The organism is Variovorax sp. W2I14 (genome assembly GCF_050435205.1).
Classification (GTDB): Bacteria; Pseudomonadota; Gammaproteobacteria; order Burkholderiales; family Burkholderiaceae_C; genus Variovorax; species Variovorax paradoxus_C.
This window is the reverse complement of the sequence record NZ_JBNDJX010000001.1, coordinates 6,320,206-6,334,294: the sequence shown is the minus strand read 5'-3', so window position 1 is coordinate 6,334,294 and position 14,089 is coordinate 6,320,206. Positions and strand designations below refer to the sequence as shown.

Annotated in this window: 11 protein-coding genes and 1 pseudogene; all 12 read left to right on the top strand. The window is 67.5% G+C overall.

Annotated elements, in window-relative coordinates:
- Positions 1–68: 68 nt before the first annotated feature.
- Positions 69–2,204, top strand: coding sequence for a 3-hydroxyacyl-CoA dehydrogenase NAD-binding domain-containing protein (locus tag QF040_RS29555; RefSeq protein WP_429613916.1), 2,136 nt, complete (start codon positions 69–71; stop codon positions 2,202–2,204).
- A gap of 14 nt (positions 2,205–2,218) precedes the next feature.
- The gene (locus QF040_RS29550; RefSeq protein WP_429613915.1) at positions 2,219–3,409 is read left to right on the top strand and encodes an acetyl-CoA C-acyltransferase; all 1,191 of its coding nucleotides are present in this window, start codon (positions 2,219–2,221) and stop codon (positions 3,407–3,409) included.
- A gap of 10 nt (positions 3,410–3,419) precedes the next feature.
- On the top strand, positions 3,420–4,628 hold the full coding sequence (locus QF040_RS29545) for an acyl-CoA dehydrogenase family protein (protein ID WP_429613914.1): 1,209 nt from the start codon (positions 3,420–3,422) through the stop codon (positions 4,626–4,628).
- A gap of 12 nt (positions 4,629–4,640) precedes the next feature.
- Positions 4,641–5,795 carry an acyl-CoA dehydrogenase family protein gene (locus QF040_RS29540; RefSeq protein WP_429613913.1) on the top strand — a complete coding sequence of 385 codons (1,155 nt, stop codon included), beginning with the start codon at positions 4,641–4,643 and terminating at the stop codon, positions 5,793–5,795.
- Positions 5,792–6,604: an oxepin-CoA hydrolase, alternative type gene (locus QF040_RS29535; protein WP_429613912.1), complete on the top strand. Its 813-nt coding sequence runs from the start codon at positions 5,792–5,794 to the stop codon at positions 6,602–6,604. The genes QF040_RS29540 and QF040_RS29535 overlap by 4 nt, the downstream gene beginning before the upstream one ends.
- A 144-nt stretch (positions 6,605–6,748) precedes the next feature.
- Positions 6,749–7,957 carry a CaiB/BaiF CoA transferase family protein gene (locus QF040_RS29530; protein WP_429613911.1) on the top strand — a complete coding sequence of 403 codons (1,209 nt, stop codon included), beginning with the start codon at positions 6,749–6,751 and terminating at the stop codon, positions 7,955–7,957.
- A 50-nt stretch (positions 7,958–8,007) separates the two neighbouring features.
- Positions 8,008–9,018 (top strand): Bug family tripartite tricarboxylate transporter substrate binding protein, encoded by a 1,011-nt coding sequence (locus QF040_RS29525; RefSeq protein ID WP_429613910.1) that lies wholly within the window; start codon positions 8,008–8,010, stop codon positions 9,016–9,018.
- A gap of 48 nt (positions 9,019–9,066) precedes the next feature.
- The gene (locus tag QF040_RS29520; RefSeq protein WP_429613909.1) at positions 9,067–11,025 is read left to right on the top strand and encodes an acyl-CoA synthetase; all 1,959 of its coding nucleotides are present in this window, start codon (positions 9,067–9,069) and stop codon (positions 11,023–11,025) included.
- 38 nt (positions 11,026–11,063) lie between these two features.
- Positions 11,064–12,065, top strand: coding sequence for a Bug family tripartite tricarboxylate transporter substrate binding protein (locus QF040_RS29515; RefSeq protein ID WP_429613908.1), 1,002 nt, complete (start codon positions 11,064–11,066; stop codon positions 12,063–12,065).
- A gap of 32 nt (positions 12,066–12,097) precedes the next feature.
- Positions 12,098–12,847 carry an electron transfer flavoprotein subunit beta/FixA family protein gene (locus tag QF040_RS29510; RefSeq protein WP_429613907.1) on the top strand — a complete coding sequence of 250 codons (750 nt, stop codon included), beginning with the start codon at positions 12,098–12,100 and terminating at the stop codon, positions 12,845–12,847.
- Between the two features lie 2 nt (positions 12,848–12,849).
- Positions 12,850–13,782 carry an electron transfer flavoprotein subunit alpha/FixB family protein gene (locus QF040_RS29505; protein WP_429613906.1) on the top strand — a complete coding sequence of 311 codons (933 nt, stop codon included), beginning with the start codon at positions 12,850–12,852 and terminating at the stop codon, positions 13,780–13,782.
- A 15-nt stretch (positions 13,783–13,797) separates the two neighbouring features.
- Positions 13,798–13,953, top strand: a pseudogene (locus QF040_RS29500) (nitronate monooxygenase); the annotation flags it as partial.
- Positions 13,954–14,089 lie beyond the last annotated feature (136 nt).

Below are 14,089 nucleotides of genomic sequence, written 5' to 3'. Positions count from 1 at the left end.
CCCCCAGAGCCTCGGGCCCCTCGCGAATCCATCCGCGTCGAGGGCCCGCCAACGCAAGAGACAAGCACATGGCCACCACCACTCCGAGCCCTTCCACGTCCTCCGGTCCCGTCACCTTCGAACGTCTTGGCGACGTGTTCGTGGTGACCATCGACAACCCGCCCGTCAACGCCCTGGGCGTGGATGTGCGCCGTGGCCTCGTGACCGCGATCGCCGCAGCCGAGACCGACAGCGCGGCCAAGGCGGTGCTGATCGTCGGCGCCGGCCGCAACTTCATCGCGGGCGCGGACATCCGCGAATTCGGCAAGCCGCCGCAGGCACCGTCGCTGCCCGAGGCGTGCCTTGCGATCGAGAACTGCACGAAGCCGGTCGTCGCCGCCATCCACGGCGCGGCGCTCGGCGGCGGGCTCGAGGTGGCGCTCTCGGCGCACTACCGCATCGCCTCGCCCACTGCCAAGCTGGGACTGCCCGAAGTGGCGCTCGGACTTCTGCCCGGCTCGGGCGGCACGCAGCGCGCGCCGCGCCTCATCGGCGTGAAGCCCGCGCTCGAACTGATGCTCAGCGGCCGCCATGCGGGCGCGAAAGAGGGGCTGTCGCTCGGCCTCATCGACCGCCTCGGCACCGAAGCCGACGCGTGCGCCGAAGGCCTCGCCTACGCTGAGGAACTCGTCGCCGCCAAGGCCCCGGTGCGCCGCACGCGCGAAGCGACCGGCCTCGCCGACAAGGACGCCAGCCGCGCCGCGCTCGAAGCCGCGCGCGCCGACACCGCCAAGAAGAGCCGCGGCCTCTTCTCGCCGATGAAGATCATCGAAGCCGTCGAGGGCGCGCTCACGTTGCCCTTCGACGAAGGCATGGCGCTGGAGCGCAAGCTCTTCATGCAGTGCATCGACAGCCCGCAGCGCGCCGGACTCATCCACGCCTTCTTCGCCGAGCGCGAAGTGCTCAAGGCGCCCGAGACCAAGTCCGCCAGCCCGCGCAAGCTCGAATCGGCCGGCATCGTCGGCGGCGGCACCATGGGCGCGGGCATCGCGGTGGCAATGCTCGATGCGGGCCTGCCCGTGACCATGATCGAGCGCGACGAGCCCAGCCTCGCGCGCGGCCGCCAGCATGTCGAGAAGGTGTACGACGGCCTCATCGCCAAGGGCCGCATGACGCCCGATGCCAAGGCCGCGGTGATGGCGCGCTTCAGCGGCTCCACGTCGTATGACGCGCTGGCCAACGTCGACATCGTCGTGGAAGCCGTGTTCGAGGAGATGGGCGTGAAGAAGGCCGTGTTCGCCGAACTCGACCGCGTGTGCAAGCCCGGCGCCGTGCTGGCCACCAACACCTCGTACCTGGACATCGACGAGATCGCCGCGAGCATCAAGCGCCCGCAGGACGTGGTGGGCCTGCACTTCTTCTCTCCGGCCAACATCATGAAGCTGCTGGAGATCGTGGTGCCCGCCAAGGTGAGCGCCGACGTGGTGGCCACCGGCTTCGAGCTCGCGAAGAAATTGAAGAAGGTGCCGGTGCGCGCGGGCGTGTGCGACGGCTTCATCGGCAACCGCATCCTCGCGGTGTACCGCCAGGCGGCCGACCACATGATGGAAGACGGCGCCTCGCCCTACCAGATCGACGAAGCGGTGCGCGAGTTCGGCTACCCGATGGGCCCGTTCCAGGTGTCGGACCTGGCCGGCGGCGACATCGGCTGGGCCACGCGCAAGCGCAAGGCCGCCACGCGCGATCCGCAGGCGCGCTACGTGCAGATTGCCGACCGCATCTGCGAGCGCGGCTGGTTCGGCCAGAAGACGCAGCGCGGCTATTACCTCTATCCCGAAGGCGCACGCACCGGCACGCCCGACCCGGCGGTGCTCGCCATCATCGACGCCGAGCGCGAACGCGCGGGCATCGTTCGGCGCAGCTTCACGAACGAGGAAATCATCCGCCGCTACATGGCCGCGATGGTGAATGAAGGCGCGAACGTCGTGCTCCAGCGCATCGCGCTGCGCCCGCTCGACGTGGACGTGACCTTCCTCTACGGCTACGGCTTTCCGCGCCACCGCGGCGGCCCGATGAAGTACGCCGACACCGTGGGCCTTGCCACGGTGCTGGCCGACATCCGCGAGTTCGCGAAGGAAGACCCGATCTTCTGGAAGCCTTCGCCGCTGCTGGTCGAGCTGGTCGAACGCGGCGCCGATTTCTCGAGCTTGAACCAATCCGAATAAACAGGAGCACTCCCATGCGTGAAGCCGTCATCGTTTCCACCGCCCGCACCCCGCTGACCAAGGCGCACCGCGGCGAATTCAACATCACGCCCGGCGCCACGCTGGCCTCTTTCGCGGTGAAGGCCGCAGTCGAACGCTCGGGGCTGGACCCGGCACTGATTGAGGACGCGATCCTCGGCTGCGGCTACCCCGAGGGCACCACGGGCCGCAACATCGCGCGCCAGTCGATCATCCGTTCGGGCCTGCCGATCAGCATCGCCGGCACCACGGTGAACCGCTTCTGCGCCTCGGGCCTGCAGGCGATCGCGATGGCCGCGGGCCGCATCGTGGTGGACGGTGCGCCGGCCATGATCGCGGGCGGCGTCGAAAGCATTTCGCAGATCCGCGGCCGCAGCCCCGGCGATGGCGGCGACCTCAGCCTGGACCCGTGGATCGTCGAGCACAAGCCCGAGCTCTACATGGCGATGATCGACACGGCCGACATCGTCGCCAAGCGCTATAACATCAGCCGCGAGGCGCAGGACCGCTTCTCCGCCGAGAGCCAGCGCAAGACCGAAGAAGCGCAGCTCGCCGGCCGCTACAAGGACGAGATCGTCGCCTGCACCACCACGATGGCCGTGACCGACAAGGAGACCAAGGAAGTCACCCACCGCGAAGTCACCGCCACCGAAGACAACTGCAACCGCCGCGGCACCACCTACGAAGCGCTCGCCAAGCTCAAGCCCGTGATGGGCGAGGACAAGTTCATCACCGCCGGCAACGCCTCGCAGCTCTCTGACGGCGCCTCGGCCTGCGTGCTGATGGAAGCGAAGGACGCGGAGCGCGCCAACATCAAGCCGCTGGGCGCCTTCCGCGGCCTCGCACTGGCGGGCTGCGAGCCCGACGAAATGGGCATCGGCCCGGTGTTCGCGGTGCCCAAGCTGCTTGCGCGCCATGGTCTCAAGGTCGAGGACATCGGCCTCTGGGAACTCAACGAAGCCTTCGCCTCGCAGTCGATCTACTGCCAGGACAAGCTGGGCATTCCGTCGGAGCTGCTCAACGTGAACGGCGGCGCGATCTCCATCGGCCACCCCTTCGGCATGACCGGTGCGCGGCTCACGGGCCACGTGCTCATCGAAGGCAAGCGCCGCGGTGCGAAGTACGCGGTGGTCACGATGTGCATCGCCGGCGGCATGGGTGCGGCCGGCCTCTTTGAAATTTATTGAGGAGCCTTCGATGGACCTGAACTTCACCCCCGAAGAAGAAGCCTTTCGCGCGGAAGTGCGCGCCTTCCTCGCCGACAAGCTGCCCGTGCGCCTCTCGGCGAAAGTCAGCGGCGGCCAGATCCTCAGCAAGGCCGACATGCAGGAGTGGCACGCCATCCTCAACGCGCGCGGCTGGCTCGCCAACCACTGGCCCGAGCAGTACGGCGGCCCGGGCTGGACGGCGGTGGAGAAGTTCATCTTCGAACACGAATGCGCCCTCGCCTTCGCGCCGCGCATCGTGCCCTTCGGCGTGAACATGCTGGGGCCGGTGCTCATCAAGTACGGCAACGAGGCGCAGAAGCAGCGCTGGCTGCCGCGCATCCTCGATGGCTCGGACTGGTGGTGCCAGGGCTACTCGGAACCCGGCGCGGGCTCCGACCTCGCGGCGGTGAAGACCTCTGCGGTGCGCGGCATCGACGCGCAGGGCGACCACTACCTCGTGAACGGCCAGAAGACCTGGACCACGCTGGGCCAGCACGCCAACATGATCTTCTGCCTGGTGCGCACCAACCGCGAGGCGAAGAAGCAGGAAGGCATCAGCTTCCTCCTGATCGACATGACCTCGCCCGGCGTCGAAGTGCGACCGATCATCACGCTCGACGGCGAGCATGAAGTGAACGAGGTGTTCTTCTCCGACGTGCGCGTGCCGGCCGAGAACCTCGTGGGCGAAGAGAACAAGGGCTGGACCTGCGCCAAGTACCTGCTGACCTACGAGCGCACCAACATCGCGGGCGTGGGCTTCTCGGTGGCCGCCCTCGAACAGCTCAAGGGCATTGCCGCGAAGCAGGTGAAGAACGGCAAGCCGCTCGCCGAAGACCCGTCATTCGCCGCGCGCATGGCGCGTGTCGAGATCGATCTGGAGAACATGAAGACGACGAACCTGCGCGTGATCGCGGCAGTGGCCGGCGGTGGCGTGCCCGGTGCGGAGAGTTCTATGCTGAAGATTCGCGGCACGGAAATCCGCCAGGAGATTTCTTCGCTGGCCCGCCGCGCGATGGGCGTCTACGGCCGCCCCTTCGTCGAGGAAGCGCTGCACGACGGCTTCGATGGCGAGACCTTCGGTCCGGCCTACGCGAAGGCCGCCGCCGCGCGCTACTTCAACAACCGCAAGCTGTCGATCTTCGGCGGCTCGAATGAAATCCAGAAGAACATCATCTCCAAGATGATTCTTGGCCTGTAAAGGAGACATGCAATGAACTTCGAACACACCGAAGACCGGCGCATGCTCGCCGACAGCCTGAACCGCTTCATCGCCGAGCAGTACGCCTTCGATGCGCGCGATCGCATCGCGAAGTCGGCGCACGGTTTCAGCAAGGAAATCTTCCAGCAGTTCGCCGAACTCGGCGTCATCGGCGCACTGTTCAGCGAAGCCGACGGCGGCTTCGGAGGCGGCGGCTTCGACATCGCCGTGGTCTTCGAAGCGCTGGGCCGCGGCCTCGTGGTCGAGCCGCTGCTGGGCGCCGTCATGGTCGGCGAAGCGCTCAGCGCCGCCGGCAGCGATGCGCAGAAAGAAAAGCTCGGCGACATCATCAACGGGGTCACCGTCGCGGCCTTCGCGCATGACGAAGCCGACACGCATTACGAACGCACACGCGTTTCGACCCGCGCCGAGCGCAGCGGCGACGGCTGGGTGCTGAACGGCGCCAAGGCCGTCGTGCCGCAGGGCGAGCAGGCCGACCTGTTCCTCGTTTCGGCGCGCACCTCTGGCAACGTGGACGACGAAGCCGGCATCTCGCTGTTCCTCGTGCCCGCGAAGACCGCAGGCCTCACGGTGCGCGGCTGCCCCGCCATCGACGGCGGCCGCGTCGCCGAACTCACGCTCGACGGCGTGAAGCTCGGCGCCGACGCATTGCTCGGCACCGAAGGCCAGGGCGCCGCAACGCTGGAACGCGCCATCGGCCGCGGCGTGCTCGCGCTCTGCGCCGAAGCCGTCGGCGCGATGGAAGCCGCCAAGACCGCGACGCTGGAGTACCTGCGCACGCGCAAGCAATTCGGCATCCTCATCGGTAGCTTCCAGGCGTTGCAGCACCGCATGGCCGACCTGCTGCTCGAGATCGAACAGGCCCGCTCGGCGGTCATCAACGCCGCGGCCGCCATCGACGGCACCGACCGCGTGGCGCGCGAGCGCGCGCTGTCGGCCGCCAAGTTCAGCATCGGCCGCATCGGCGCGCTGGTGGCCGAAGAAAGCATCCAGATGCACGGCGGCATCGGCATGACGTGGGAGCTGCCGCTGCCGCACTACGCCAAGCGGCTCGTGATGATCGACCACCAGCTCGGCGACGAAGACCATCATCTGCAGCGCTACATCGCCTTGGGCAAAGAGTCCAGCAAGGAGGTGGCGGCATGACGGACAAGACGGTTCTGATCTCGCAGCAGGGCGCGGTCCGCATCCTGACGAACAGCAACCCCGGCTCGCGCAACGCGATCACGCCGACGCTGTATGCCGAACTCTCCGCCGCCCTCGCCGATGCGCAGAACGACCCGGAAATCGGCGCCATCGTCTTCACCGGCGCGGGCGATTTCTTCTGCTCGGGCGGCGACTTGAACTTGCTCGCCAAGCGCCGCGAGTTGCCCGCTTCGGAACGCCGCGAAAAACTCGAAGGCCTGCACAACCTGATCCGCGCGATCCGCGATTGCGGCAAGCCGGTGATCGCGGCCGTGGAAGGCGGCGCGGCCGGCGCGGGCCTCTCGATGGCGCTCGCATGCGACATGCTGGTGTCGGCGCGCGATGCGTTCTACACGGTGGCCTACGTCAAGGTCGGCCTCACGCCGGACGGCGGCGCGACCGCCTTCCTCGCGGAATTCGTCTCGCGCCAGGTGCTCACCGAGATGTGCCTCACCGGCGACCGCATGCCGGCCGAGCGCCTGCATGCGCTGGGCGCGGTCAACCGCCTGACCGACAAGGGCGCGGCGCTGGCCGAAGCCATCGCGCTCGCGGCGAAGGTGGCCGAAGGTCCGCAGCGCGCGAGCGCACGCATCAAGACGCTGTGCCGCCAGGCGCACCGGGCGACGCTCGAAGAACAACTCGAAGCCGAGGCGGTGTACATGGTCGAGTCGCAGGCGGATGCCGAAGCGGCCGAAGGCATCGGCGCCTTCCTCGGCAAGCGCAAGACCGACTTCGCCGCACTGCGTCACAAGAAGCAGGACGCGTCCTGAAGCCTGTGCCTCATTCCCTCCGAACCAGAACCGTTCGGGCTGAGCTTGTCGAAGCCTTGCGCGGCGCTTCGACAAGCTCAGCGTGAACGGGTCTGGAGCGATTTCCTGGAACCCAATCCGCTCTCACGTCTTCCTGGAGCCCTCATGCCACTGCTGAATTCCTCGCTGCCGCTCGCCGGCGTGCGCGTCCTCGATCTGTCCCGCATCCTCGCGGGCCCCTGGTGCGGCATGGTGCTGGCCGACATGGGCGCCGAGGTGATCAAGGTCGAGCACCCGGGCCGCGGCGACGACACGCGCGACTGGGGCCTGCGCGTCGGCAAGACCGAGACGGCCTACTTCAACAGCGTGAACCGCAACAAGCGCTCGGTCACGCTCGACCTGCAGACGCCCGAAGGCCAGCAGATCGCGCGCGACCTTGCGAAGCAATGCGACGTGGTGATCCAGAACTTCAAGTTCGGCGGCATCGACAAGCTGGGCCTCGGCTACGAGCAGTTGAGCAAGGAGCATCCGGGCCTCATCTACTGCTCGATCTCGGGCTACGACCGCACCGGCCCCGAAGCCGCGAGGCCCGGCTACGACCTCGTGGTGCAAGGTGAAGCTGGTTTGATGGCGCTCAACGGCGAAGCGAACCAGCCGCCGCTGAAGTTCGGCGTCGCGGCGGTCGACCTCTTCACCGGCATGTACTCGGCGCAGGCGATCCTCGCGGCGCTCTACCAGCGCGAGAAGACCGGCGCGGGCCGGCATGTGGAGATGGCTCTCTTCGACTGCGGCCTGATGATCACCGCCTACTACGGCCTCGAAGCGCTGCTGATGGGCGAAGACCCGCCGCGCTACGGCAACTCGCACCCGTCGATCGTCCCCTACGGCGTGTTCGATGCGGCCGACGGCCCGCTGGTCATCACCGTGGGCAACAACGCGCAGTTCGCACGCTTCTGCACCGACGTGATCGACCGCCCCGACCTCGCGGCCGACGAGCGCTTCAAGACCAACATCCTGCGTTCGGCGAACCGCGCGGTGCTGCTGCCCGAGTTGCACGCCGAACTCGCGAAGCGCCAGCGCGTCGACCTGCTCGCCAAGCTCACCGCCTCGGGCATTCCGTGCGGCGAAGTGCTGGGCCTGCTCGAAGCACTGCAATCGAAGCGAGCGACCGATGCGGGCCTCGTGACCACGCAGCCGCATCCGGTGGCCGGCACGGTCAACGTGCTGGCGCCGCCCTACCGTTTCGACGGCGAGCGCCTGCCGGTGCGCAGCGCGCCGCCCACCCTGGGCGAAGGCACGCACGACGTGCTCCAGTCCCTGCTCGGCCTGTCGGACGACAAGCTGGCCGCGCTGAAAACAAGTGGCGTCGTCTGACGAGACGCGCCTGCATTCCTGATCCCCTGAAGAAGTAGCAACTGAAGTCCATGGCCTCCCTCGTTTCCCGTTCCGCTTTCCGTTCCCTCCGCAATCCCGTTCGCCGTGCATTCGTCGCCCTGGCCCTTCCCCTCATCGCCGGCAGCGCCTTCGCGCAGGCCTGGCCCGCCAAGCCGATCACGCTGATCGTGCCCTTCCCGCCCGGCGGCCCGACCGACGTGGCCTCGCGCATCGTGGCGCAGAAGATGTCGGTCGCGCTCAAGCAGAACATCGTCATCGACAACCGCAGCGGCGCCTCGGGCACCGTGGGCGCAGCCGCCGCGGCACGCGCGCCGTCGGATGGCTACACCTTCGTGATGCTCGCCACGCCCACGCTGCTGGCTTCGCACCTCTACGGCCCGACCAGCTACGACATCTTCAAGAACTTCACGCCCGTGGGCTCGGTGTACGACCTGCCGATCGTGCTGGTGGTGAACCCGAAATCGCTGCCCGACGTGACCGATCTCCAGGGCCTGATCGCCAAGGCCAAGGCCGAGGGCGGCAAGCTCAACTACACGACGGCCGGCGCCGGCAGCTTCGGCCACCTGACGACCGAACAACTCAAGACCATCGGCAAGTTCGACATGCAGCACGTGCCCTACCGCGGCAGCGCGCCGGCCGTGACCGACCTCATCGGCGGCCAGGTGCCCGCGATGTTCTCGGACCTCGTGGCCGTGCTGCCGCACATCCGCGCGGAAAAGCTGCGCGCCATCGCCGTCGGCTCGGGTCAGCGCGTGAGCCTGCTGCCCGACGTGAAGACGGTGGCCGAGCAAGGCTTCCCCGGTTTCGATGCGACCTCGTGGGGCGGCCTGCTCGCGCCGGCCGGCACGCCCAAGGACGTGATCGACCGCATGAGCGCCGAGCTCAAGACCGCGCTGGCCGACAAGCAGGTGCAGGAAAAGCTCGAGAGCGTCGGCTCCTTCGCGGCCTACCGCACGCCCGAGCAGACCGGCGTTCGCATGCGGCAGGACTTCGAACGCTGGGGCAAGGTCATTCGCGACAACAAGATCACGAACCAGTAAAACAGGGCGCTTCGCGCGCGGCCCGCAAGACGACATCAAGGAGACAACATGACAGGCAACAACAACAACAACAACAACAACAAGAAGACGGCCGCTGCGCCGTTCCGCCCCCTGTTCCCGGTGCGCGGCCTCGCCGACATCCGGCGGCTGGAAGAAACGTCGCTCGAAGAAGCGCTCACGGTGCGCAGCACCTACGAACTGTTCCGCAATTCCGGCGCGGCGTTCGGCGACAAGACGGCGCTGACCTTCTTGCGCAGCGGCAACCCGGCGGACGAGCCGATCCGCTGGTCGTATGCCCAACTGCTCGCGGGCATCCACCAGACCGCGAACCTGCTGCACACGCTGGGCGTCGGGCCCCAGGACGCGGTCGCGGTGCTGCTGCCCGGCTGCCTCGAATACCACCTCGCGCTCTGGGGCGGCGAAGCGGCCGGCATCGTGCAGCCGCTGAACCCATTGCTGACCGACGAGAAGCTGGTTGCGCTGATGACCGCGGCGCGCGCGAAGGTGCTGATCGCCTACGGCTCGGACGCCGAATCGGGCATGTGGTCGAAGGCGATGCGCCTGCGCGGCCAGGTGCCCACGCTCACGACCGTGCTGCGCGTGGCGCCGCACGACGAAGCGCCCGGCGCCGCGGGCGCGCTGCCCGAAAGCGTGGCCGAGTTCGACGTGCTGCGCGCGGCCCAACCGAGCGACCACCTCGTGAGCGGCCGCGACATCGCGCCTACCGACATCGCCGCCTACTTCCACACCGGCGGCACCACCGGCGCGCCCAAGCTCGCGCGCCACAGCCACGGTGCGCAGGTGTTCACCGCCTGGGCCAGCGTGCAGCTCGCGGGCATGAACGAGAACGGCATCTCGATCAACGGCTATCCGCTCTTCCATGTGGCGGGCGTGCTGCCGGCTTCGCTCTCGGCGCTGTCGGCGGGCGTGGAGGTGATCATTCCAACGCCCTCGCTGCTGCGCAACAAGGAGGTGCTGGCCAACTACTGGAAGCTGGTCGCGAAGTACCGGCCGACCTCGCTCTCGGCCGTGCCCACGGTGCTCGCGGCGCTCGCGAACGTGCCGCTCGATGGCGCGGACATTTCCTCGATCACTTATTGCCGCACCGGCGCGGCCGTGCTCGCGCCCGAGCTGGCCGCGCGCTTCGAGCGCCTCTTCGGCCTGCATGTGCACGAGAGCCTGGGCATGACGGAAATGGCCGGCATCTCGACCATCACGCCGCCCGGCGTGAACGGGCCGGCCGGTTGCGTCGGCTTTCGACTGCCGTACTCGCAGATACGCATCGTCGCGCTCGACGAGAGCGGCAACGCGAGCGACCGCGACGTGGCGCCCGGCGAGCAGGGCATGGTGCTCTTCAAGTCGCCCAACGTGTTCTCGGGTTTCGTCGATCCGGTGGACAACGCGAAAGCTTTCACCGCCGACGGCTGGCTCGCCACCGGCGACCTCGGCTGGATGGACAGCGAGGAGCGGCTCAACCTCACCGGCCGTTCGAAGGACCTGATCATCCGCAGCGGCCACAACATCGACCCGAAGACCATCGAGGACGCGCTCGGCGCGCACCCTGCGGTGCAGCTGTGCGCCGCAGTAGGCGCGCCCGATGCCTACGCGGGCGAGCTGCCGGTGATCTTCGCGACGCTGGTGCCCGGCGCCGCGGCCACCGAAGAGGAACTGCTCGCCTTCACCGCCGCGCGCGTGGACGAAGCGCCCGCCAAGCCCAAGTGGGTGTCGGTGATCGGCGCGATGCCGATGACCAACGTCGGCAAGATCTACAAGCCCGAGCTGCGCGCGATGGCCGCTCGGCAGGTGGTGGCCGCGACGGTCGCCGAACTGTGCGCCGAACTCGGCGCGAGCGATGCCGCATTGCCATCGGTGACCACCGAAGGCGAAAGCCTCGTGCACGTGCAGATCGACGCCACCGCGGCGGGCGCGCTGGCCGCAGTGCTGCAGGACCGGCTGCAGAAGGCGCTGGCGCCGCTGCCCTTCAAGACGCGCATTGCGCTGAACTGAACCTCAAGAGTTTCTGAAACCAACGGGAGACAAAAAACATGACCCATTCATCCTCCAACCGCCGCGCGTTGCTCTGCGCCGCAGCCGCATCGACCGCCGCGCTGTTCGCGCTGGCGCCCGCTCATGCGCAGGCGCCTTACCCGAACAAGCCGATCCGCCTCGTCGTGCCCTTCCAGGCCGGCGGCGCGACCGACGTGCTCGCGCGCGTGCTGGGCCAGAAGATGTCGGCGGGCTTCGGGCAGCCGGTCGTCATCGACAACAAGCCGGGCGCGGCCGGGATCATCGGCACGGATGCGGTCGCCAAGTCGGCGCCGGACGGCTACACCGTCGTGTTCTCGCTCAGCAACGCGCTGCTGACCAACGAGTTCCTCTACGAGAAGCTGCCCTACGACACGCAGCGCGACCTCACGCTGGTCTACCAGGTGGCGATGGGTCCGCTGGTGCTGGTGGTGCATCCGAGCGTGCCGGTGAAGACCGCGCCGGAGCTCCTGAAGTACGTGGCCGCGAACAAGGGCAAGGTCGCCTACGGTTCCTACGGCGTGGGCGCCTACCCGCACCTGGCCGGCGCGCACATGAGCCTTACGCAGCAGGCCGACATGAACCACGTCGCCTACAAGGGCGAGGCACCGATGATCCAGGACCTGATCGGCGGGCAGATCCAGATGGCCTATGCGAGCGCGCTCGTGGCCAAGCCGCACATCGATGCGGGCAAGGTGCGGGCCATCGGTGTGAGCGGCGAACGCCGCATGGCCGCGCTGCCCGATGTGCCGACGCTCGCCGAACAGGGTCTGAAGGACGAGGCCTATCGCGTCACCGGCTGGCTCGCCTTCGCGGTGCCCGCCAAGACGCCCAAGCCCATCGTGGACCGCATCGCCGACGAAGTGCGCAAGGCCTCGCAGCAGCCCGACGTGCGCGAGCGCATCGCGGCCATGGGCTTCGAGCTCAAGGACAGCTCGCCCGAACTCTTTGCCGCCGCCTGGAAGCAGGAGCGCCCTGTGTGGGAGCGGCTCATCAAACAATCGGGCGCGAAGCTCGAGTGAACGAACCTCATCTGATTTCTGAAGGAACAACCATGAAGATTCTTGTGCCTGTCAAACGGGTCGTCGATTACAACGTGAAGGTGCGCGTCAAGAGCGACGGCACCGGGGTGGACATTGCCAACGTCAAGATGAGCATGAACCCCTTCGACGAGATCGCTGTCGAAGAAGCTGTGCGCCTGAAAGAGAAGGGCGTGGTCACCGAAGTGATCGCCGTCTCCTGCGGCGATGCGAAGTGCCAGGAAACCCTGCGCACCGCGATGGCCATCGGTGCTGATCGCGGCATCCTGGTCGAGACCACCGAAGAGCTGCAGCCTCTGGCCGTTGCCAAGTTGCTCAAGGCGCTGGTCGAGAAGGAACAGCCCCAGCTCATCATCCTCGGCAAACAAGCCATCGATGACGATGCGAACCAGACCGGCCAGATGCTCGCTGCATTGGCTGACCTGCCCCAAGCCACCTTCGCCTCGAAGGTCGATCTCGCGGCCGACAAGGTCACCGTGGCGCGCGAAGTCGACGGCGGCATGGAAACTCTGACGCTCACGCTGCCCGCGGTCATCACGACCGACCTGCGCCTGAACGAGCCGCGCTACGTCACGCTGCCCAACATCATGAAGGCCAAGAAGAAGACGCTCGATGTCTTCAAGCCCGAAGACCTGGGTGTGGACGTGAAGCCGCGCCTGAAGACCCTGAAGGTCAGCGAGCCGCCCAAGCGCGGTGCCGGCATCAAGGTGCCCGACGTTGCAACGCTGGTGGACAAACTGAAGAACGAAGCGAAGGTGATCTGAACATGACCGCACTTGTTATTGCCGAACACGACCACGCCAGCATCAAGCCGGCCACCCTCAACACCGTGACTGCAGCGCTGGCTTGCGGTGGCGACGTCCACGTGCTGGTGGCTGGTGCCAATGCCGCTGAAGCCGCCAAGGCTGCTGCGCAGATCGCGGGCGTCACCAAGGTCATCGCCGCCGACAGCCCGAGCCTGGCGGAGAACCTCGCAGAGAACGGGGCCGCTCAAGTCCTGGCCATCGCCAGCAACTACAGCCACATCCTGTTCCCCTCGACCGCCAACGGCAAGAACGTCGCCCCGCGCGTGGCCGCCAAGCTGGACGTGGCGCAGATCAGCGACATCACCAAGGTCGACAGCCCGGACACCTTCGAGCGCCCGATCTACGCCGGCAACGCGATTGCCACCGTGCAGAGCAGCGACGCCACGAAGGTGATCACCGTGCGTACGACTGGCTTCGACGCCGCAGCCGCTACCGGTGGCAGCGCTACCGTCGAAACCGCCGAAGGCGTTGCCGACAGCGGCAAGAGCAGCTTCGTCGGCCGCGAAGTCACCAAGAGCGAGCGCCCCGAACTGACCGCCGCCAAGATCATCGTCTCCGGTGGCCGCGCCCTCGGCAGCGCCGAGAAGTTCACCGAAGTGATGGCGCCCCTGGCCGACAAGCTCAACGCAGGCCTGGGCGCCAGCCGCGCAGCCGTCGATGCAGGCTACGCCCCGAACGACTGGCAAGTGGGCCAGACCGGCAAGATCGTCGCGCCGCAGCTGTACATCGCAGCGGGCATCTCGGGTGCGATCCAGCACTTGGCCGGCATGAAGGATTCCAAGGTGATCGTTGCGATCAACAAGGACGAAGAGGCGCCGATCTTCTCGGTGGCCGATTACGGCCTCGTCGCCGACCTGTTCGTGGCCGTGCCGGAACTGGTCAAGGCGCTGTAGGCAGTGCGGCGAAGGATGAAGACCCGCATCACCGAACTGCTCGGCATCCTCTATCCGATCGTGCAGGGCGGCATGCAGTGGGTGGGCCGCGCCGAGCTGGCGGCGGCCGTGTCGAACGTCGGCGGCCTGGGCATCGTGACCGCGCTCACGCAGCCCACGCCCCATGACCTGCGCGGAGCTGATCGAGCACATGCTGCGTGAATGCCGCGAGCATCTGGACCGGGCGCGGTCCTGGATGGACTGAAGTCCTTCTGCTCGCATCCGGGGCGACGCTCACGCCGACGGGGTACCTTGCTCCGCGAATGTC